The organism is Kurthia sp. Dielmo (assembly GCF_000307285.2).
GTDB lineage: Bacteria > Bacillota > Bacilli > Bacillales_A > Planococcaceae > Kurthia > Kurthia populi.
In genome coordinates, this window is sequence record NZ_HE578956.1 from 155802 (window position 1) to 177221 (window position 21420).

Genomic DNA, 21420 nt, shown 5'->3' on the forward strand with positions numbered 1-21420 from the left:
ACGATGAAAGAAAGGTGGAGAAGACAATGAATATTTATTTCATTTGTACGGGAAACACATGTCGAAGTCCGATGGCTGCCGCGATTTTAGCAGCCAAAAAATTAGAAGGTGTTGAAGTAAAATCAGCAGGAATTTACGCAATGCCAGGAGGTGTGATGTCTACAGGTACGACACAAGTACTACAAGAGGAAAATATGTGGATGCCACACACAACATCAGCCGTTACGCCAGATGATTTAGCATGGGCCGATTTAATTTTAACGATGACCGTATCACATAAAAATGGTCTTCTTCAAGCATATCCTCATGTAGCAGATAAAACGTTCTCACTGAAGGAATATGCGCTAGACCAAGACGGGGATGTAAGTGATCCTTACGGTGGTTCGACCGCAATTTATCGTGAAACATTTAAAGAGTTATCAAAGCTGATTGATGTGATCGTAGAAAAATGGCATTAGAGGAGGAATCGTATGGAAAGTCGTGTGAAGTTTGGTTTGCGGAAAAAATTGATTGTATTTGTGGTGGCGCTGGCCATCGTTACATACAGCATTAGCTTTCTTTTCATTGAATATGTACAACCAATGTTTTTCCCGGAGACAAATCGAAAAGTATTTGAAATCGTTACATATGCACTGGGTATTATTTGGTCAGGTATTTTAGCTGGATTTTTAGGTGTTATTTTAGTGAGACCACTTCAGCAACTAGAGGAAGTGGCGAATGCGGCCGCGCGTGGTGAAATTGGTCGTGATATTGATATTCCAAAAACGAATGACGAAATGGAATCCCTTGCGAAGGCTTTCCAAACGATGCTTGTCAATTTACGCTCAATGGTTGCGCGTATCGAGGATAATTTTGAAGCGACGAATACGAGCATGCAAAAATTATCATCAGGTACGCAGCAGGCGACGGCACAAACCGATGCTATCGCGAAAACGATTTCGGATATTTCAATTGGTGCTGAGCAATCATCGAATGCGGTACAGTTTACAGCAAACTCATTAGAAAATGTACGCGACATTACGAACTCAGTGAGTGATTATGTGGATGTTTCACAATCAACTTCAAAATTAATGGTTAAAGAATTGACGGCTGCGACAGAGCAGATTAATTTACTCGTAGATGGTGTACAAAATATGGTCGATAATAATCGTCAATCACTTGAAGAAATTTTACAGCTTGAGAAAAATGCGACGGAAATTGAACATATTATTCAGCTTGTGAGCTCAATTGCAGATCAGACAAATTTACTTGCGCTAAATGCATCGATTGAAGCGGCACGTGCAGGGGAGCATGGTAAAGGCTTTGCGGTCGTTGCCGAGGAAGTACGAAAACTAGCAGATGGTAGCTCAGAAGCCGCGCATAATATTACGGATTTAATTCATAAAATGCAGGGTGATGTAAAAACGGTCGTTGCGTCGATGCATGAGCAGGTGACAACAACGGAAAAAGAGGTGGCACGTGTTGCCGCGACAACTGAGGCAGTGGACGGTATGACGACGATGATTCATGAGGTAGCGAAGTCGGTGACAGAGATTTCACATCTTGCAGATGAGCAGCGTAATATGCTTGAACAAACCACCGCACAGTCACAGGAAGTAGCAGCCATTGCGAAGCAAACGTCCGTCGGTACACAGGATGTTCAGCAGGCGACTGAAAAACAAGTAAAAGCGATTGATGACATGAATCGTTTAATGGAAGATGTAAATTATCAAACTCGTGAGTTATATGAAGTCATAGCGAAGTTTCAACGCTAGTGAATGAAGTGCTCGTTTACGAACAAATTTAAGGCAGTCATGTAAGATGATTCTGTATTTGATACAGAATCATCTTTTTTAGGTTGTGCAACAATGAAATACTTGGTAAAATACGAATTATCCGAGTAGATTAATCTTTTAAATCGCTAATTTTATTTTAAAATACATATGTTCACTTATTTATGGACTTAAATGTTCGCTTTTTAGCGAAAATTTATTCCTGAAATTCATCTCATAATGATGTTATTCTCTTGAAATAAGTGGTACACTGATTTTGACTAAGATTAAGAAATGAGGGATAACTGTGAAAATTGCAATCGCATCTGATCACGGTGGTAACAACTTACGTAAAGAAATTAAAGGACTTTTAGACGCAAAAGGTTATGAATATACTGACTTCGGTCCAAAAGAGGACGGCTCAGTCGATTATCCGGACTTCGCGATGCCAGTAGCAGAAGGCGTAGCGAGCGGCGAATTTGATAAAGGGATTCTAATTTGTGGTACAGGTATCGGCATGTCAATTGCGGCGAACAAAGTAAAAGGCGTGCGTTGTGCGTTAGTTCACGATACATTCTCAGCAAAAGCAACACGCTGTCATAATGACTCAAACGTTATCGCAATGGGCGAACGTGTTATCGGCGCTGGTCTAGCATTAGACATCGTTGATATTTGGTTAGCGACAGATTTTGAAGGCGGTCGTCACGAGCGTCGCGTAAGCAAAATCACAGAAATCGAAGCAAAAAACTAAGAGGTGACAAGCATGACGCTACAACAAATCGAAATCGAGCTTCAAACGTTACTCGATGAATTTGTAGAACAGGCACCACTTAAAAAAGGCCAACTGTTCGTCATCGGGTGTTCAACATCTGAAGTGAAAGGTGAAAAAATTGGCACAGCAGGTGGCATGGAGATTGCAGAAGCATTATTCCGACCACTTCAAAACTTCGCAAATAAACAAGGTGTTTATTTAGCTTTTCAAGGCTGTGAGCATTTAAATCGTGCCATCACACTAGAGCGCGCGGCAGCCGAAAAATATGGTTATGAAGAAGTAGCAGTCGTTCCGGTGCGTAAAGCTGGGGGCTCGATGTCAACCTATGCATATCGCCATTTGGAAGATCCGGTTGTCGTTGAGGAAGTACAGGCACACGCAGGCATCGATATTGGGCAAACGCTCATTGGTATGCATTTAAAACGCGTGGCTGTTCCGATTCGTACATCGGTGAAAACAATTGGTGAGGCAGTTGTTACAGCAGCGAAAACACGTCCGAAATTAATCGGCGGTGAACGCGCAGTTTATACGTTAGAAACATCTGAATAGGATGTTCATATAAATTAAAAAAGATTTTAGGGGGAAAAAGAGTAATGGCAAAACTTGCAGCACAAGAAAATTTAAAAGCACAAGATTCAGCAGTATTTGAAGCGATGGAAAAAGAGTTTGCGCGTCAACAAGCAAACATCGAATTAATCGCATCTGAAAACATCGTTTCAGCAGCAGTTATCGAAGCGCAAGGCTCAGTACTTACAAACAAATACGCAGAAGGTTATCCAGGTAAACGTTACTATGGTGGCTGCGAATTCGTTGATATCGTTGAAGATATTGCGCGCGATCGTGCAAAAGAATTATTCGGTGCAGAACATGTAAACGTACAACCACACTCTGGCGCACAAGCGAACATGGCTGTGTACTTCACTGTTTTAGAACCAGGCGATACAGTGCTTGGTATGAACCTTGCTCATGGTGGTCACTTAACACATGGTAGCCCAGTCAACTTCTCTGGCGTTCAATACAACTTCGTTGAATACGGTGTAACAAAAGATACAAACGTAATCGATTATGAAGATGTACGTGCAAAAGCATTAGAGCACAAACCAAAATTAATCGTTGCAGGTGCTAGTGCATACCCTCGTCAAATCGACTTCGCAAAATTCCGCGAAATCGCGGATGAAGTAGGCGCATTATTCATGGTGGATATGGCGCATATCGCTGGTCTTGTAGCAGCAGGCCTTCATCCAAATCCAGTACCATATGCGGACTTCGTTACAACGACAACACATAAAACATTACGTGGTCCACGTGGTGGTATGATCTTAACTTCAGAAGAATGGGCTAAGAAAATTGATAAATCAATCTTCCCTGGTATCCAAGGTGGTCCATTAATGCACGTTATCGCTGGTAAAGCAGTTGCTTTCGGTGAAGCATTACAGCCTGAATTTAAAGAATACGCACAACAAGTGATCAACAATGCAAAAGCGCTAGGCGAAGCATTACAAGCTGAAGGTATCGACCTTGTTTCTGGCGGTACAGATAACCACTTACTTCTATTAGATGTACGCTCACTAAACCTAACTGGTAAAGTAGCCGAAGCCTTACTTGATGAAGTAAACATCACAGCAAATAAAAATGGTATCCCATATGACCCTGAAAAACCATTTGTAACTTCAGGTGTACGTATCGGTACTCCAGCTATTACTTCTCGTGGCTTTGTAGAAGAGGATATGAAAGAAGTAGGCGCATTAATTGCGGCTGTTCTTAAAAATCCAGAAGATGCAGCTGTTAAAGAAGATGCGAAAGCACGCGTAAAAGTTTTAACAGATAAACACCCAATCTACGCTTAATTATTAAAATGGACGATGATGTTTTCCAAATGCCATGTTTGTACATGTTTTTTGGTGCGCTTTCTAATAGGGGAGCGCAAGGTCATGGTCCATTTTTTTTATTTTTCCGTGTTTAATTATTATTTTTTGTGAAATTAAGAAGAGGGGAGAATAGAAGAGGATGCTAGAAAATACTAGTTTCTTCTATATAATATATCTATTCTTGTAGTTTGTGGATTTTAATAGGACATTGGACAGTATACAGCAACTTCAAAAAATATAGTTTCATTGTCATAAAATTGATTTTCCATTGAAATGACATAAAAGAAAGTGCTTTTTCTGCTATAATAGATAAGATAATTATTTATAGGGAGTGTTTAACCTTGGGTAAAGTATACGTCTTTGACCATCCATTAATTCAGCACAAATTAACTTTTATTCGTGACAAAAATACAGGTACGAAAGAATTCCGTGAACTAGTAGACGAAGTTGCTACGTTAATGGCATTTGAAATCACACGTGATATGCCGCTTGAAGAAGTGGAAACAGAAACACCAGTTGTAACAGCAAAAACAAAAGTTTTAGCTGGTAAAAAAATGGCGATCGTGCCAATCCTACGCGCAGGCTTAGGTATGGTAGATGGTATGTTAAAACTAATCCCAGCTGCAAAAGTAGCGCATATTGGTTTATACCGTGACCCAGAAACATTACAACCAGTGGAATACTATGCAAAATTCCCAGCAGATATTGAAGAACGTGACTTCTACGTTGTTGACCCAATGTTAGCAACAGGTGGTTCTGCAATTGAAGCAATCAATTCACTTAAAAAACGCGGTGCGACAAGCATTAAATTCATGTGCCTAATCGCAGCTCCAGAAGGCGTAGAAGCACTTCAAAAAGCACACCCAGATGTTGATATTTACATCGCAGCAAAAGATGAAAAATTAAACGACCACGGCTACATCGTTCCTGGTTTAGGTGATGCAGGAGACCGTTTATTCGGTACTAAATAATTAGAGGACGGTGTAGAAATGTCGAAGTTGAAAGTCATGACAGTTTTTGGAACAAGACCGGAAGCCATTAAGATGGCCCCACTCGTACTAGAGCTGAAAAAGCACGAAGAAATCGAAACAATCGTGACGGTGACAGCACAGCATCGAGAAATGCTCGACCAAGTGCTTGAAACGTTTAAGATTACACCAGATTATGATCTGAACATCATGAAAGCTCGTCAAACGCTAATCGATGTCACAACACGTGGCTTAGAGGGGCTAGATGCTGTAATGAAAGAAGCTCGTCCAGATATCGTGCTTGTACATGGAGATACATCAACGACATTTGTTGCAAGTCTTGCAGCATTTTACAATCAAATCCCAGTCGGGCATGTAGAAGCAGGACTTCGCACGGGCAATAAATATTCACCATACCCTGAGGAGATGAATCGTCAGCTCACAGGTGTCATGGCGGATATTCATTTTGCACCAACTGAACAAGCAAAAGAAAACTTACTTCGTGAGAACAAGCAGGAAGACGCAATCGTCGTTACAGGCAATACAGCCATCGATGCTTTAAAAACGACGGTCGACGATTCGTACACGCATCCGATTTTAGAGAAGCTAGTAGGGGAGCGCATGATTTTACTGACAGCACATCGTCGTGAAAATCTTGGCGAACCGATGCGTCATATCTTCGGGGCGATTAAGCGCCTGCTTCAAGATCACGAGGATGTGGAAGTTGTGTACCCCATTCATCTGAACCCTGTCGTGCGAGAAATCGCAACAGACGTACTAGGGGGGGAGAGCAGAGTACACTTAATCGAACCGCTTGATGTGTTCGACTTCCATAACTTTGCTGCTAAGTCCTTTATGATTATGACGGACTCTGGTGGTGTACAAGAAGAGGCACCTTCTCTAGGGAAGCCGGTACTCGTTTTACGAGATACGACGGAACGGCCAGAAGGGATCTCGGCAGGAACGCTGAAACTTGCGGGTACGGATGAGGAACAAATTTACCGATTAGCTACAGAATTGCTGACAGATGAGCAAGCCTATAAAAAAATGGCCCATGCCTCAAACCCATATGGGGATGGACATGCGTCAGAACGGATTGTAAAGGCGCTAATTACTTTCTTACAATAATAGTTAGTGAAAAAGACAGCACGTTCTCTCTTTTCAATGTAGGGAAAAAGCTCGCTAAGGTGTTTAAGAAACGTTGTTATAACAACGTTTCTTAAATTTTACACAAATTTGTCAACAAATCGACAAAAGTTATTTGCTTGTGAAGTTTTTCACTCTAAGCAATTGACATGAAATATTCACTATTGTATGCTAACAAAGGGTTAAAAATGGTTAAGCTTATTATGGCTCTACTCTATCTTTTATCGGAAAAGTCACCAGTATGTGGGAATACCTATTTTTGAATAAAAAATACGATTATTCGCATATTTATTGGTGTTTCTTTAGACGTTAAAAGAATGAAAAGGGTTTCCTAAAAGCTTAACGCTCACATATAGGGAGCTCGTTTCCCTCCCGCATTTGTAGTTTAACGCTACTTATCCGGTAACTTACCGGTGGTCAGCTAGTACTTCCATCATTCGAAAAAAGATTCAGGAGATTAAAGGCCAATGGTAGAAATGCATCTCATTTATAGAAGATTAAAAAAGATTGTTCTTTTGTTTCTTCTCGTATGCGCGTTAGGCTGGTTTTTTACGACATATCAACAAGTATTCGCTGGTCTCGCAGTAGGTGCGCTTTGCGGTCTATTTAATTTTTGGAATCTGGTCCGGAAAATGGAAAGCTTTGGTCGTAATGTAGAGCAGGGGAAAAAGACGCGTTCTTTAGGTACCCTTATTCGCTTCGCTTCTGGTGTGTTAGGTGTTGCGCTTGCGCTCACGTATCCGCAGTATATTAGCGTTGGCGGCACGATCATTGGATTAATGATTCCGTACGTTCTGCTATTAGTGGACAGGATCGTATTTCATTTAAAAAACCAATAAGCTCGGCGCATTCGAAAGAGAGGTGAACACACAGAAATGAATCACTTAAATCCGTATTTTGAGTTCATGGGATTAGGTTTCAATCCAGCTAACTTAATGATGATTACAATTACTTGTTTAATCGTATTATTAATCGCTGTCCTTGCGACACGTAAGTTAGCAATGAAGCCAACTGGTATGCAAAACTTTATGGAGTGGTTAATGGACTTCGTAAGAGGCATTATCGGCAGCAACATGGACTGGAAAACAGGTGGTAAATTCCATATTCTAGGGATTACATTAATCATGTTTATTTTCGTAGCAAATATGTTAGGTTTACCATTCTCAGTCCAAATTGATGGTTACTTATGGTGGAAATCACCTACAGCCGATCCAGCAATTACATTAACTTTTGCAGTCATGATCATTGTTCTTTCTAACTACTATGGTATTAAAGCACAAGGGATTGGCGGCTACGCGAAAACATTCTTCACACCGATGTGGTGGTTATTCCCAATCAAATTGATCGAGGAATTTGCCAACACGTTAACATTAGGTCTTCGACTTTATGGTAACATCTACGCAGGTGAGGTTCTTTTAGGCTTACTTGCAGGTCTTGCAAGCATGTGGAGCGGTGCTGGTATTATCGCAGCAATCATTCCAACATTAGCATGGCAAGGTTTCTCAATCTTCATCGGTACGATCCAATCGTACATTTTCGTTATGTTAACAATGGTTTACATGTCTCACAAAGTGAGCAAAGACCATTAGTATAAAAATTGTCTAGGAAACTAGGCAGCTGACAACCAAAAAAAATTTTATTATTTCCAAGGAGGAAAACATTACAATGGCAGGTTTAGGTTTAATCGCAGCAGCATTAGCAGTTGGTTTAGGTGCACTTGGTGCAGGTATTGGTAACGGTCTTATCGTAGGTCGTACAGTAGAAGGTATCGCTCGTCAACCAGAATTAAAAGGTCTTTTACAAACAACAATGTTCATCGGTGTCGCTTTAGTAGAAGCATTACCAATCATCGCGGTAGTAATCGCATTCATCGTAATGAACAAATAATTTCAATTACGATAAAGATGGCGAAGTATTCCTTCGCCATTCCTTTATGTTTTTCCAATAACCTTCTGAGTTACAAGGTTTCTAGCGATAGTTTAGGCGTAGCTCATTTGATTTAACTATTAGTAGAACAAGTGTGTTTTACTTTTTATAACATGTAAGATTTGTGTGTGTAACAATGAATTTTATAAGCTCTTGAAGGGAGTGAAACAATCGTGTTTCTAGATCATCTAGTACTAGGAGCTGCCGGACACCAAGGTGTGAACTGGGGTGATATCGCATTTACCCTTATCATGTTCATTATCTTAATGGCAATCCTTAAGAAAGTTGCATGGGGTCCTTTAATGGGTATCATGCAAAAACGTGAAGAACAAGTCGCAAATGATTTAGACGAAGCTGCAAAGAATCGTCAAGAATCTCAACAACTTTTAGAAGAACAACGTAGCCTTTTAAACAAATCTCAAAACGAAGCACAAGCGATTGTTGAAAACGCTAAGAAACAAGCTGAAATGCAAAAACAAGAGATTGTTTCTGCAGCTAAAAATGAAGCTGTGCGTTTACAAGAATCTGCTAAACGTGATATCGAAGCAGAACGTGAAAAAGCTATCGCTGCAGTACGTGAAGAAGTGGTATCACTTTCAGTACTTGCTGCTTCTAAAGTTCTTTCTAAAGAAGTATCTGAACAAGATAATCGTGCTCTTATCGAAGAAACGATTGCGAAGGCAGGGGAAGCTCGATGAGTCAATCACCAGCAGCTAAACGCTATGCCGAAGCACTTTTTCAATTAGCGAACTCTACGAATTCTGTTGAAGCTGTTACAGCTAACGTCGCAGAAATCAAAAAGGTTTTAGGCGAAGATAATGGCCTTATGGTTTTATTAGATTCTCCTCAAATCCCAGCTACGCAAAAACGTCAACTGTTTGATACAGTTTTCGCTGGCGCAGAGCAAATCGTGCTTAATGCACTTAAAGTAATCCTTGATAAGGGTCGTATCCACGAGTTACCAGCAATCATTAGCGAGTACATGACACTTGCTTACAATGCATCTGGTGCTGCGGAAGCTGTTGTTTATTCAACAACTACCCTAACTGAAGATGAACTTAATCGTATTTCAGCTACTTTTGCTAAAAAAGTTGGCAAAGATACGCTTCATATTACAAATGTAATCGATCCATCATTACTTGGTGGTATCAAAGTACAAGTAGGTAATTTAATTTATGACAGCACTATTGCTACTAAATTAGAAAGCTTAAAACGTACATTAATCGGATAATCCGAAAACAATTTTGAGAGGTGACAAACGTGGGCATCAAAGCTGAAGAAATCAGTGTACTTATTAAACAGCAGATGGAAAATTACCAATCTGAAATGCAAGTAAGCGAAGTAGGTACAATCATCACTGTTGGTGACGGTATCGCTCGTGTTCACGGTCTTGATAACGTTATGTCAGGCGAACTTTTAGAGTTCTCTACAGGCGTTCTTGGTATGGCACAAAACTTAGAAGAAAATAACGTAGGTATCGTTATTCTAGGTCCAAGTGATGGTATCAAAGAAGGCGACGAAGTAAAACGTACAGGCCGTATTATGGAAGTTCCAGTTGGTGAAGAACTAATTGGTCGTGTTGTAAACACATTAGGTTTACCAGTTGATGGATTAGGTCCAATCAACACAACAAAAACTCGTCCTATCGAAAGCCCAGCTTTCGGTGTAATGGCTCGTAAGTCAGTAGACCAACCATTACAAACAGGTATCAAAGCAATCGATGCATTAGTTCCAATTGGCCGTGGTCAACGTGAATTAATCATCGGTGACCGTCAAGTAGGTAAAACATCTGTAGCAGTTGATGCAATCATCAACCAAGCTGACCAAGATGTTATTTGTATCTATGTTGCTATCGGTCAAAAAGAATCTACAGTTCGTAACTTAGTAGAAACTTTACGTGCACACGGTGCATTAGACTACACAATCGTTCTTACTGCAGCAGCATCTTCTCCATCTCCAATGTTATACTTAGCTCCTTATGCTGGTGTATCAATGGCGGAAGAATTAATGCTACAAGGTAAAGACGTATTAATCGTATATGATGATCTTTCTAAGCAAGCAGCAGCTTACCGTGAACTGTCATTATTATTACGTCGTCCTCCAGGTCGTGAAGCTTACCCTGGTGATGTATTCTACCTACACTCTCGTTTATTAGAACGTGCAGCTCGTCTTAACGAAAACTACGGCGGTGGTTCAATCACAGCTCTTCCATTCGTTGAAACACAAGCTGGTGATATCGGTGCTTACATCCCAACAAACGTAATCTCTATCACAGATGGTCAAATCTTCTTACAATCTAACTTATTCAACTCTGGTGTACGCCCAGCGATCAACCCAGGTCTTTCTGTATCTCGTGTTGGTGGTTCTGCGCAAATCAAAGCAATGAAAAAAGTTGCCGGTACATTACGTCTTGACTTAGCTCGTTTCCGCGAACTTGAGTCATTCGCACAATTCGGTTCAGATTTAGATGAAGCGACTACTCGTAGCTTAGAACGTGGTAAACGTACTGTTGAAGTTTTAAAACAAGACTTAAACAAACCAATCCCAGTTCAAAAACAAGTTGCAATCATCTACGCATTAACTAAAGGATTCTTAGATGACGTTCCGGTACAAGATATCGTACGTTTCGAAAACGAATTCAACTTATGGTTAGATGCTAACGATGCAGGCCACAAAAACATTTTAGGTCAAATCAAAGATACTAAAGCTCTTCCAGCAGATGAAGATATGAAAGCTACTATTGAAGCATTCAAAAAAACTTTCGCTCGTTCAGCTGAATAATCTTTCTTGTGACTAACTTAAAATAATAAGGTGGTGAAATATCAATGGCAACATTACGTGAGGTCAAACAACGTATTAACTCTACGAAGTCTACTTCAAAGATTACGCAAGCAATGCATTTAGTATCATCTTCTAAGATGGCACGTGCAGAGCGTAACGCGAAAAAATACGTTCCATATATGAATAAAATTCAAGACGTGGTAGCTGCAATCGCTAACGGTACAGCTGCCTCTCACCCAATGTTAGTAGAACGTCCTGTTAAGAAGACGGCGTATATCGTCATCGCTTCTGACCGTGGACTTGCTGGTGCTTATAATACGAATTCAATTCGTACAGCAATTACTGCAATGGAAGACCGCAAACAATCGAAAGATCAAGCAGTCATCTTCGCAGTAGGTCGTATGGCATCAGACTTCTTCACGAAACAAGGTTATAACGTAGTCGATTCTGAAATCGGTTTACCAGACCAACCTGCTTTCTCTGACATTAAACGTATTGCTCGTACTGCTGTTGGTATGTTCACAGATGGTCAAATTGATGAAGTAGTAATGTGTTATGCGCATTTCGAAAATGCCGTTTCACAAGTGTTCACTGAACGCAAATTACTACCAATCACTGATATCGCACCAGCTACTACAAATGCTTCTTACGAATTCGAGCCATCAGGTGAAGAAATCCTTGAAGTATTACTTCCACAATATGCGGAAAGCCTAGTATACGGTGCATTATTAGATGCGAAAGCTAGTGAACATGCTGCACGTATGACAGCAATGAAAAACGCAACAGACAACGCTAAAGAATTAATTAATGACTTAACAGTATTGTATAACCGCGCGCGTCAAGCGGCGATTACACAAGAAATTACAGAAATCGTTGCAGGTGCAGCTGCCTTAGAATAGGCTCTCACTATGCACTGATCCCTGTAGATTTTGATAGGAGGGAAACGCATAATGAACACAGGACACGTTCTTCAAATTATGGGTGCCGTAGTCGATGTACAATTCGGCGAAGGTACACTACCAGAAATTTATAACGCGCTAACTGTAGAAATTAACAAACCTAACGAAGAACCTACTATTCTTACATTAGAAGTAGCTCTTCATTTAGGTGACAACGCTGTCCGCACGATCGCAATGGCATCAACTGATGGCTTACGTCGTGGTGCAGTCGTAACTGACACAGGTGCTGCAATCTCAGTACCAGTAGGTGAAGAAACTCTAGGCCGCGTATTTAACGTACTAGGCGATCCAATCGATTTAGAAGCAGGTAAAGAACCAGTACCAGCTTCAGTTCGTCGCGATCCAATTCACCGCGAAGCTCCAAAATTCGATGAATTATCTACTTCAGTAGAAATTCTTGAAACAGGTATTAAAGTAGTCGATTTATTAGCTCCTTACATCAAAGGTGGTAAAGTCGGTCTATTCGGTGGTGCCGGTGTAGGTAAAACCGTTTTAATCCAAGAATTAATCAACAACATCGCCAAAGGTCACGGCGGTATCTCAGTATTCGCTGGTGTTGGTGAACGTACTCGTGAAGGTAATGACCTTTACTACGAAATGACTGACGCAGGCGTTATCACTAAAACTGCGATGGTATTCGGTCAAATGAATGAGCCACCAGGTGCTCGTATGCGTGTAGCACTTTCTGGTCTTACAATGGCAGAATACTTCCGTGATGAAATGGGTCAAGACGTACTTCTATTCATAGATAACATCTTCCGTTTCACTCAAGCAGGTTCAGAGGTTTCAGCATTATTAGGTCGTATGCCTTCTGCTGTAGGTTACCAACCAACTCTTGCAACTGAAATGGGTAAATTACAAGAACGTATCACTTCTACTAACAAAGGTTCTGTTACTTCTATTCAAGCGGTATATGTACCAGCCGATGACTACACTGACCCGGCTCCAGCTACAACATTCGCTCACTTAGACTCAACAACTAACCTTGAACGTAAATTATCTGAAATGGGTATCTACCCTGCAGTTGACCCATTAGCTTCAACTTCTCGTGCATTAGCACCTGAAATCGTTGGTCAAGAACACTACGACGTAGCTCGTAAAGTTCAATCAACATTACAACGCTACAATGAATTACAAGATATCATCGCTATCTTAGGTATGGATGAATTATCTGATGACGATAAAGTATTAGTTGGCCGCGCACGTCGTATCCAATTCTTCTTATCTCAAAACTTCCACGTAGCAGAACAATTCACTGGTCAAAAAGGTTCTCTTGTTGCAGTGAAAGATACTATTCAAGGTTTCAAAGAAATTCTTGAAGGTAAATACGATAAATTCCCTGAAGAAGCTTTCCACTTAGTTGGTGGCATCGACGACGTTATCGAAAAAGCTAAAGGCTTAGGCGTAACACTTTAATCAAAGGGACTAGGAGGAAGAAAATATGAAGACCACTGTAGTCAACATTGTCACTCCTGACGGTCCTGTATACGATTCAGCAGCTGCAATGGTAAGTGTTCGTGCTACATCTGGGGAAATGGGGATCTTACCAGGTCACATTCCTACAGTAGCACCACTTGCTGTTGGTATTGTACGCGTGAAAACTGCGGACAATAAAACGGAATTAGTAGCTGTTACTGGCGGTTTTGTAGAAATCCGTCCTGAACAAGTTACTATTCTTACACCATCTGCTGAAGTTGCCGAAAATATTGACCTTGCTCGTGCGAAAGAAGCACTTAAACGTGCGGAACAACGCCTGCAAGCGAAAAAAGACGGCATCGATGTTAAGCGCGCTGAGTTAGCTCTTAACCGCGCGATAAATCGTATCAACGTTAAAGAGGGTAACATTTAAGCTCTGTGCTTACTATATAAAACGAGTAGATTTCCGGCCGGGATCTACTCGTTTTTTTATTCGCACGGATGCGAAAAGCTCTGACAAGCCACAGGACGTGGCGTTCTGTCAGAGCTTCCTTGAAAAAAAACTAGAGCCTCAGCATTTCATTGAAGTTGTAAAGGATGCGGCGGTTTTAGCAGAACCTCATTTATAAAAGCATTAGCACTCAGTCAGTTCCTTTTAACGTACTATAAAAAACTTCCTTTATATAGAAGCAACTAACCACAAGAAAATCCATTTCAAAGAATATGTATATGAAGGAATGAATACATCGTAATAGAGAGGGAAAACATTGTTACGAATTAGCGGATAAAGTCAATTTTCTTTCCGAAGCTTTCTGTCGAAAAAATACATCAAATCCATTAGAATATATTATAGAAGAAACTCAAAAAAACTCGACTATGTCTTAAGCAGCAATTAGTCGAGTTTCTATTTTTTAAACTAGGTAATCATGATGAATTGGAGGTTAAGTAGTATGGGTGAGGTCTCTACATTAATTGGGCAGAACGCACTGTTCAGTTTATTGTCACATATCTTTTTCATGGCAATTACATTTTATGGATTACAAAGTTTAATGTACAGCCAGTTTTTCAAAAAAAATCATGTCTTTCAAACGCGACTCATTTTAATTCTATTAAGCATTGCCATCGGAGGAGCGGCATCTAGGGTTTTCTTGGAATTTACAGGATGGGCCAAGCAGCTTAGTTATTTATTTTCGTAGACCGTTTATATTTTGATATAATAGAAACCTGATTGAAAATTTTTTTCTTATAACCTAAGTTGTTTAATTTTATATGACATGAATAATTTACTATTTCCTGGGGAATAATATGATGGAAGTAGGCATCGGTAATAGATTTATGTTAAAATTTATAAAGGCTAATTGAAATTAGTGTTTTGGATGCTTGTCAATCCCTAGAAAACCATGTATCATTATATGTGTTTTGCTACTAATAATTGACAACAGACATTAATAATGAATAATGAATAGATGATGAAAATTTTTTTGATATAAATACATTCGGAGGGACAAAAAGTGGAAAAAATCGTTGTAAAAGGCGGCAATGTTTTAAAAGGTACAGTACGAGTAGAGGGCGCTAAAAACGCTGTATTACCAGTACTTGCTGCAACATTACTGGCATCAGAAGGAAAAAATGTAATTAAAAATGTACCAAACTTATCAGACGTATATACAATTGATGAAGTGTTAAAAAGCTTAAATGCAGAACTATCATACGATCCAGAAACAAACATCGTAAATATCGATGCATCTAACGAAATTAACTCGGAGGCACAATTTGAGTTTGTACGTAAAATGCGTGCTTCAATCTTAGTAATGGGTCCACTATTAGCTCGTAACGGTTTTGCTCGTGTAGCAATGCCAGGTGGCTGTGCAATCGGTTCTCGTCCAATCGACATCCACTTAAAAGGTTTCGAATTAATGGGTGCTAAAATTACAATGGGTCACGGTTATGTAGAAGCGACAACAGATGGTCGTCTTAAAGGTGCTAAAATTTATATGGACTTCCCATCAGTTGGCGCAACTGAAAACTTAATGACAGCCGCAGCACTTGCAGATGGTACAACAGTTATCGAAAACGCAGCACGCGAACCAGAAATCGTTGACCTTGCAAACTTTATCAACGAAATGGGTGGTAAAGTTGTTGGTGCAGGTACAGACAAAATCCGTATCGAAGGTGTAGAAACATTACACGGTACAACACATAGTATCATTCCAGACCGTATTGAAGCAGGTACTTTCATGGTAGCCGCAGCAATTACTGGTGGCGATGTGATCGTTGAAAATGCAGAAGTTGAGCACATGACAGCTCTAGTAGCGAAAATGCGCGAAATGGGCGTTGAAATTACAGAACTTGAAGATGGTGGCGTTCGCGTTCGTGCAACACATCCTTTAAAAGCAACAGATGTAAAAACAATTCCACACCCTGGTTTCCCAACTGATATGCAATCACAAATGATGTCTCTAATGCTAGTTGCTAAAGGTAGCAGCATGGTGACTGAAACTGTATTTGAAAATCGTTTCATGCACGTGGAAGAATTCCGTCGTATGAACGCAAATGCGAAAATTGATGGTCGCTCAGTAGTAATCGAAGGTCCTACAAAATTACAAGGCGCAGAAGTTGCAGCAACTGACTTACGTGCAGCAGCAGCACTTATTCTTGCAGGTCTTGTAGCAGAAGGCGTAACACGCGTTTCTGAACTAAAACATTTAGATCGTGGCTATGTAAACTTCCACGGTAAATTAAAAGCTTTAGGTGCAGATATTGAACGTATCGACACTGAAACAGAAACTACAGATGAAAAAGAACTTCAAAAAGCTTAATCACGCTATTATTTATTTTAAATTTTAACTAAAGCTAAGAAGTGTCTAGAGAGGTTGGCGATTGCCAATCTCTCTTTTTTTATATCTTAAGCCTTACATAGAGTAGATAACTATTATTTAATATTGATATATTAGGACTAATTTCGTTGTGATAACTAACGTTTTGCGTATGAAAGCCTTATAAATTTCACTAAATATACTCTATATTCGTCTTTAATACCTATGATACACTAGTGTGAGTTACGTATGGAATCCGATGAATGTTTTGACGAAATATAGATTATTTACGACATGAAAGGGGAAACATGGGGATGTTTTCAAATGATATCGGTATCGATTTAGGAACGGCGAACGTATTAGTGTATGTTAAAGGACAAGGTGTTGTATTAAATGAGCCTTCAGTAGTAGCGCTAGACCAAAAAACAAAGAAAGTATTAGCTGTTGGTGAAGAAGCGAGACGAATGGTTGGCCGTACGCCAGGTAATATTATAGCAATTCGCCCTCTACAAGACGGGGTTATTGCAGATTTTGATACGACAGAGGCGATGCTGACGCATTTTATTCGCTCACTGAATTTAGGTGGACGCTGGTCAAAAAAGCCGCGTATTTTAATTTGTTGCCCAACAAATGTGACGCAAGTTGAGCAAAAAGCGATTCGTGATGCGGCAAAACATGCAGGTGGTGCTACGGTTTTCTTAGAAGAGGAGCCTAAGGTAGCTGCGGTTGGTGCTGGGATGGATATTTTTCAGCCATACGGCAATATGGTCATCGATATTGGTGGCGGTACATCGGATATTGCGGTGTTATCATTAGGTGGTGTTGTGACATCACAGTCCTTAAAAACTGCTGGCAATACGTTTGATGCTGATATTGCAGAGTACGTTAAAAAACAGTATAAATTATTAATTGGTGAACATACGGCAGAGCGTATTAAAATAGAGGTTGGGACCGCTGTGAAAGGTCTTCGCAGCGAAGTGACAGACATTCGTGGACGTGATATGATGAATGGCTTACCGCGAACGGTGCAAATTTCTTCAGATGAAATTTTTGATGCACTGCGCGATTCGATTCGTTATATCGTACAAGGCGCAAAAAATGTACTCGAAAAAACACCACCAGAGCTATCAGCGGATATTATTGACCGCGGCATTATGCTCACAGGTGGTGGTGCATTACTTCATGGCTTAGACCAACTATTAACTGACGAATTATTCGTACCGGTATTTGTGGCGGACAATGCCATGAGCTGTGTAGCGGATGGCACCGGTATTTTATTAGAAAATATGGACCGTATTTCAAAAACGAAAAAAATGATTGAGGCTTAATGAGGAGGTATAAACGATGTTTAAAGGGTTTTACACAGCTACAACAGGGATGATTGCACAGCAGCGCCGTACAGAAATGCTCTCAAATAATATTGCAAATGCATCAACGCCAGGCTATAAGGCGGATCAATCGACGGTGCGCGCATTTCCGAATATGCTGCTGTCAGCAATTGAGAAAAATGGAAAGGCCAATTTGCAAAATGGCTTTAATCCAATGTCCGTCCAGCAAATCGGTACACTCGGAACGGGCGTTTATATGCAGGAGACGATTCCGGATTATACACAGGGGCAACTAGTACAAACGGATTTAAAATCAGATGTCGCATTAGTTGATGAATATTTACCAGTTCGAGGAGATGAAAGCCGCACAGGTGGGCTATATTTCCGTCTACAAACAGATGGCCAGGAAGCGTATACTAGAAATGGGAACTTTACTGTTGATAGCCAAGGCTCGCTCGTAACATCGGGCGGTAACTATGTGTTATCAACAACAGGAGAGCCGATTCGAGTGACATCAGATGATTATACAATCACAGAGGATGGTCGCGTACTCGAAAATAATGAACTTATTGCGCAAATTGACGTCGCATATGTAGAAGACCCAGATAGGTTAATAAAACAAGATAATGGGTTATACTATACAGAGGATGGCAATGAATTAACATCAGCGTATGATGATAATGATATTGCGTTTTCTATGCGACAAGGCTATATTGAGCAATCAAATGTTGATGCAGGCTCGACAATGACCGAAATGATGTCCGCTTATCGCTCATTTGAAGCGAATCAAAAAATGCTACAAGCTTATGACCGCAGTATGGATAAGGCGGTTAATGAGATTGGGAAAGTATAGGGGGCAGAAATAAATGGTTAATCGTACGATGCTGTCAGCAGCGAATACAATGTCGCAATTACAATCGAAAATTGATATTATTGGGAATAACTTGGCGAATACAGATACGTCAGGATATAAGTCTAAGAATGCTACATTTGGTGAGCTATTATATCAACAATTTAACAATGACAAGGCAGACGAAGCACCTCGTCAGACAGCTTTAGGCATTCGTATGGGCGTTGGCGCGCAAATTGCGCAAACACAGCTTGTAACGAAGCAAGGGAGCTTAAAAACGACAGATCGCTACTTGGATTTTGCCTTTACCGATGAAAATCTTTTCTTCAATGTGCAAATGAATAATCACCAGCTAGATGGCGAGCCAGCACAAATTGTTTGGACAAGACAAGGGGACTTCCAATTGTCTGCAAATGACGATGGCACGTCAAATTTAGTCGATGAAAGTGGTAACTATGTGCTCGATGCAGATGGCGAGCCGATTCAATTTAAAGGTGATTTAAAGGACATTCGCATGGACAATAACGGTGTCATGCAAGTGGCGTATACAGATGGCTCAACAGAGCGTATTGCATTTAGTGTCACAAAAGTGAACCGTCCAGAAATCTTATCGCATTTATCAGGCACGTATTTTACACTTCCTGAAAATGCTGTCGACCTAGACGTTGATGGAGCGATGGAACAATTAGTTGGTAATAATCGAAATCAAATTGCGCTTGAAAATGGTGTGATTGAATCGTCAAATGTTGATACATCGAAGGAAATGAGTGACTTGATTCAAACACAGCGCTCATATCAATTTAATGCTCGTACCGTTTCGATGGCGGACCAAATGATGGGACTCGTGAATAGCATTCGATAACAGAATGAAGGAGTTATTTGAATGACAGAGGAAACAAAACAAACGCGTATGCAAAAGCGTCAGGATCGTAAAGTGAAGAAAGAAAAACGCGTACAAGAGGAGCTACCACAAGATGTGCTAACAGAGCAACCTATCGTATCGATTGGATTTGCTTCATGGATTACACGAATTTTAATCGTTGTTGTATTATTTTTAGTCGTGGCGCTAGTAGGCTCAATGATTGGCTATGGTGTGATTGGTGATGGTAATCCATTACAAGTATTAAACCCTGGAACATGGACGCACATCTTTGACATCATGAATGGTAAAATGGATTAATTATGGTATACTATTAGTATCAGGTAATAATTTACTGGGAGGTACTAATTTTTATGTTAAATGCATCAGAAATTCAAGCAATTTTACCGCACCGCTATCCGTTTTTACTCGTTGATCGTATTACGGAAATGGAAGAAGGGGTACGCGCTGTTGGTTTAAAAAATGTCTCGGTTAATGAACCATTTTTCCAAGGGCATTTCCCTGGATATCCAGTAATGCCAGGTGTATTAATCGTTGAGGCACTTGCACAAGTTGGTGGCGTTGCGCTACTTTCTAAAGATGAATTCAAAGGGCATTTAGCCTTTTTAACAGGAATTGATAATGCGCGTTTTAAACGCCAAGTAACTCCTGGCGATCAATTAAAAATGGAAGTTGAATTCACAAGACTACGTCGTCAAATGGGTAAAGGACATGCTACTGCGACAGTTGATGGTGAGCTTGTTTGTGAATGTGATATTTTATTTGCAATTGGACCGAAAGCAGAATAAAAAAGAAGGCCTCCTTTTGGAAGCCTTCTTTTTTTATGCTTTTATGCGCGGGCGACGTTTCATATCATGTTGGAATTGTGTCAGTAATTCCTCGCCAGTGAGCCCGGTACTAATTAAGTGCGCCAATAATAGCTCGGCGTATTGCTGACGATTTTGCGTTTTCAATGTGCCTTTAAATAAAATCGATAAACGGCCATCACTCGTATGTTCGAGTTGCTGTACGAGCACGCGGAATGCAGCGGGCTCGTTGTCTGGATACGAAATAACAGCGCGTGCCTCTAAAATCGTATCCGTACCAATGTACGCTTTGAAATCATCCTCATAGCTTGCATCTACGAAGATTTCGAGCACCCATGATTGGTGGCTACTTTCTTGGTTAATAATAATACCATCTTCAAGCGGGTATTTTTTAAAGCTATCGTTTTGAAACACTTCAAAGGACATCAATTTAAACGTTTTCACATGATTCATCGCCTTTCGTTATAAAGAGTCGTATTAAAAGTATACCATATGCGATATTTGAGAAAACAGCCGGTGCAAAGAGAGAAAAGTGCGCATCGCTTTGAAATCATCTGCAAAATGATGTGATTTTTCATTTATGACGATTCGAGCTTTAAAGGCCTCTATCGTATAGTAAGCGCATGGAGGTGATTCAACTGAATCAAGTTGCTTGTGTTGGACGAATTACAAAGGATTTAGATGTACGCTATGTTGGTGATAAACAGCAGGCAGTCGCACGCTTTTCAATCGCTGTATCTCGTAATTTTAAAAATAAACAGGGGGTGATTGAGGCTGACTTTTTATCATGTAATGTATGGGGCAAGGATGCTGAAAATATGCAGAAATATTGTGGCAAGGGCTCCCTCGTTAGTGTGATAGGCCGCCTGCAAAGTAACTCATACACGAATAAACAAAATGAACGCGTCTATACGACGGAAATTGTCGTTTCAGATGTACGCTTTTTATCATCGAAGAAGAAAATCACAGATGGGAATTCACCGATGCTACCTGATGCTGAGCTGCTATCGCATTTTACGACACCAGAAAATTTACCCGTTTGAACTACCCCCACTTAGCGTTTTCACGATCTCGCTTGAAGTGGGGGATTCCTACGAACAGTGTATGCTTGTTCCTCTTTGCTCGAAACAGCGGCTTCACTTCTATTAGTAGG

Annotated in this window: 25 protein-coding genes; 24 read left to right on the plus strand and 1 reads right to left on the minus strand. The window is 40.4% G+C overall.

Translation table 11 applies throughout. From position 1 onward, the window contains the following. Positions 1-26: 26 nt before the first annotated feature. The 23 genes from KTHG_RS01210 (at position 27) to fabZ (ending at position 20249) form a co-directional block, all read left to right on the plus strand. Positions 27-458, plus strand: coding sequence for a low molecular weight protein arginine phosphatase (locus KTHG_RS01210; protein WP_020189093.1), 432 nt, complete (start codon positions 27-29; stop codon positions 456-458). A gap of 12 nt (positions 459-470) precedes the next feature. Beyond that, on the plus strand, positions 471-1754 hold the full coding sequence (locus KTHG_RS01215; RefSeq protein ID WP_020189094.1) for a methyl-accepting chemotaxis protein: 1284 nt from the start codon (positions 471-473) through the stop codon (positions 1752-1754). 304 nt (positions 1755-2058) lie between these two features. Beyond that, the gene (gene rpiB, locus KTHG_RS01220) at positions 2059-2502 is read left to right on the plus strand and encodes a ribose 5-phosphate isomerase B (protein WP_020189095.1); all 444 of its coding nucleotides are present in this window, start codon (positions 2059-2061) and stop codon (positions 2500-2502) included. Between the two features lie 12 nt (positions 2503-2514). Next, complete coding sequence (locus KTHG_RS01225) at positions 2515-3072, plus strand: TIGR01440 family protein (protein WP_020189096.1); 558 nt, start codon at positions 2515-2517, stop codon at positions 3070-3072. A gap of 44 nt (positions 3073-3116) precedes the next feature. Continuing rightward, complete coding sequence (gene glyA, locus KTHG_RS01230; RefSeq protein WP_020189097.1) at positions 3117-4370, plus strand: serine hydroxymethyltransferase; 1254 nt, start codon at positions 3117-3119, stop codon at positions 4368-4370. A 362-nt stretch (positions 4371-4732) separates the two neighbouring features. Beyond that, entirely contained in the window at positions 4733-5362 is a 630-nt protein-coding gene (gene upp, locus KTHG_RS01235; protein WP_020189098.1) for a uracil phosphoribosyltransferase, read from the plus strand. A gap of 18 nt (positions 5363-5380) precedes the next feature. Then, a complete protein-coding gene (wecB, locus tag KTHG_RS01240; protein ID WP_020189099.1) occupies positions 5381-6487 on the plus strand; it encodes a non-hydrolyzing UDP-N-acetylglucosamine 2-epimerase in 1107 nt (368 codons plus the stop codon). Between the two features lie 485 nt (positions 6488-6972). Next, positions 6973-7344 carry an ATP synthase subunit I gene (locus KTHG_RS01245; RefSeq protein WP_020189100.1) on the plus strand — a complete coding sequence of 124 codons (372 nt, stop codon included), beginning with the start codon at positions 6973-6975 and terminating at the stop codon, positions 7342-7344. Between the two features lie 36 nt (positions 7345-7380). Next, entirely contained in the window at positions 7381-8094 is a 714-nt protein-coding gene (gene atpB / locus KTHG_RS01250; RefSeq protein ID WP_020189101.1) for a F0F1 ATP synthase subunit A, read from the plus strand. Positions 8095-8170: 76 nt separating this feature from the next. Continuing rightward, positions 8171-8392 carry a F0F1 ATP synthase subunit C gene (atpE, locus tag KTHG_RS01255; RefSeq protein WP_020189102.1) on the plus strand — a complete coding sequence of 74 codons (222 nt, stop codon included), beginning with the start codon at positions 8171-8173 and terminating at the stop codon, positions 8390-8392. Positions 8393-8604: 212 nt separating this feature from the next. Continuing rightward, complete coding sequence (gene atpF, locus KTHG_RS01260) at positions 8605-9129, plus strand: F0F1 ATP synthase subunit B (protein WP_020189103.1); 525 nt, start codon at positions 8605-8607, stop codon at positions 9127-9129. Continuing rightward, positions 9126-9662, plus strand: coding sequence for a F0F1 ATP synthase subunit delta (locus KTHG_RS01265; RefSeq protein ID WP_020189104.1), 537 nt, complete (start codon positions 9126-9128; stop codon positions 9660-9662). Before atpF ends, KTHG_RS01265 begins: the two co-directional genes overlap by 4 nt. Positions 9663-9691: 29 nt before the next feature. Continuing rightward, a complete protein-coding gene (gene atpA, locus KTHG_RS01270) occupies positions 9692-11212 on the plus strand; it encodes a F0F1 ATP synthase subunit alpha (RefSeq protein ID WP_020189105.1) in 1521 nt (506 codons plus the stop codon). A 44-nt stretch (positions 11213-11256) separates the two neighbouring features. Next, on the plus strand, positions 11257-12111 hold the full coding sequence (gene atpG / locus KTHG_RS01275) for an ATP synthase F1 subunit gamma (RefSeq protein ID WP_020189106.1): 855 nt from the start codon (positions 11257-11259) through the stop codon (positions 12109-12111). 51 nt (positions 12112-12162) lie between these two features. Then, positions 12163-13587, plus strand: a complete 1425-nt coding sequence (atpD, locus tag KTHG_RS01280; RefSeq protein WP_020189107.1) for a F0F1 ATP synthase subunit beta — start codon at positions 12163-12165, stop codon at positions 13585-13587. A gap of 25 nt (positions 13588-13612) precedes the next feature. Continuing rightward, positions 13613-14020: a F0F1 ATP synthase subunit epsilon gene (locus KTHG_RS01285; RefSeq protein WP_020189108.1), complete on the plus strand. Its 408-nt coding sequence runs from the start codon at positions 13613-13615 to the stop codon at positions 14018-14020. A 517-nt stretch (positions 14021-14537) separates the two neighbouring features. After that, positions 14538-14783, plus strand: coding sequence for a DUF1146 family protein (locus KTHG_RS01290; RefSeq protein ID WP_020189109.1), 246 nt, complete (start codon positions 14538-14540; stop codon positions 14781-14783). Positions 14784-15098: 315 nt separating this feature from the next. Then, positions 15099-16406 carry a UDP-N-acetylglucosamine 1-carboxyvinyltransferase gene (murA, locus tag KTHG_RS01295; RefSeq protein WP_020189110.1) on the plus strand — a complete coding sequence of 436 codons (1308 nt, stop codon included), beginning with the start codon at positions 15099-15101 and terminating at the stop codon, positions 16404-16406. Positions 16407-16717: 311 nt separating this feature from the next. Then, positions 16718-17731: a rod shape-determining protein MreB gene (gene mreB, locus KTHG_RS01300; protein WP_020189111.1), complete on the plus strand. Its 1014-nt coding sequence runs from the start codon at positions 16718-16720 to the stop codon at positions 17729-17731. A 16-nt stretch (positions 17732-17747) separates the two neighbouring features. Continuing rightward, positions 17748-18584, plus strand: a complete 837-nt coding sequence (locus KTHG_RS01305; protein WP_020189112.1) for a flagellar hook-basal body protein — start codon at positions 17748-17750, stop codon at positions 18582-18584. A 13-nt stretch (positions 18585-18597) separates the two neighbouring features. Then, on the plus strand, positions 18598-19443 hold the full coding sequence (locus KTHG_RS01310) for a flagellar hook-basal body protein (RefSeq protein ID WP_020189113.1): 846 nt from the start codon (positions 18598-18600) through the stop codon (positions 19441-19443). Between the two features lie 21 nt (positions 19444-19464). Continuing rightward, positions 19465-19761, plus strand: a complete 297-nt coding sequence (locus KTHG_RS01315) for a DNA-directed RNA polymerase subunit beta (RefSeq protein ID WP_020189114.1) — start codon at positions 19465-19467, stop codon at positions 19759-19761. A gap of 53 nt (positions 19762-19814) precedes the next feature. Then, the gene (gene fabZ, locus KTHG_RS01320; protein WP_020189115.1) at positions 19815-20249 is read left to right on the plus strand and encodes a 3-hydroxyacyl-ACP dehydratase FabZ; all 435 of its coding nucleotides are present in this window, start codon (positions 19815-19817) and stop codon (positions 20247-20249) included. Positions 20250-20282: 33 nt separating this feature from the next. Here the strand turns inward: fabZ and KTHG_RS01325 are convergent, their stop codons facing one another. Next, positions 20283-20711 carry a YwpF family protein gene (locus KTHG_RS01325; RefSeq protein ID WP_020189116.1) on the minus strand — a complete coding sequence of 143 codons (429 nt, stop codon included), beginning with the start codon at positions 20709-20711 and terminating at the stop codon, positions 20283-20285. Between the two features lie 185 nt (positions 20712-20896). Here KTHG_RS01325 and KTHG_RS01330 point away from each other — a divergent pair, with 185 nt between their 5' ends. Continuing rightward, positions 20897-21310, plus strand: coding sequence for a single-stranded DNA-binding protein (locus KTHG_RS01330; protein ID WP_020189117.1), 414 nt, complete (start codon positions 20897-20899; stop codon positions 21308-21310). Positions 21311-21420 lie beyond the last annotated feature (110 nt).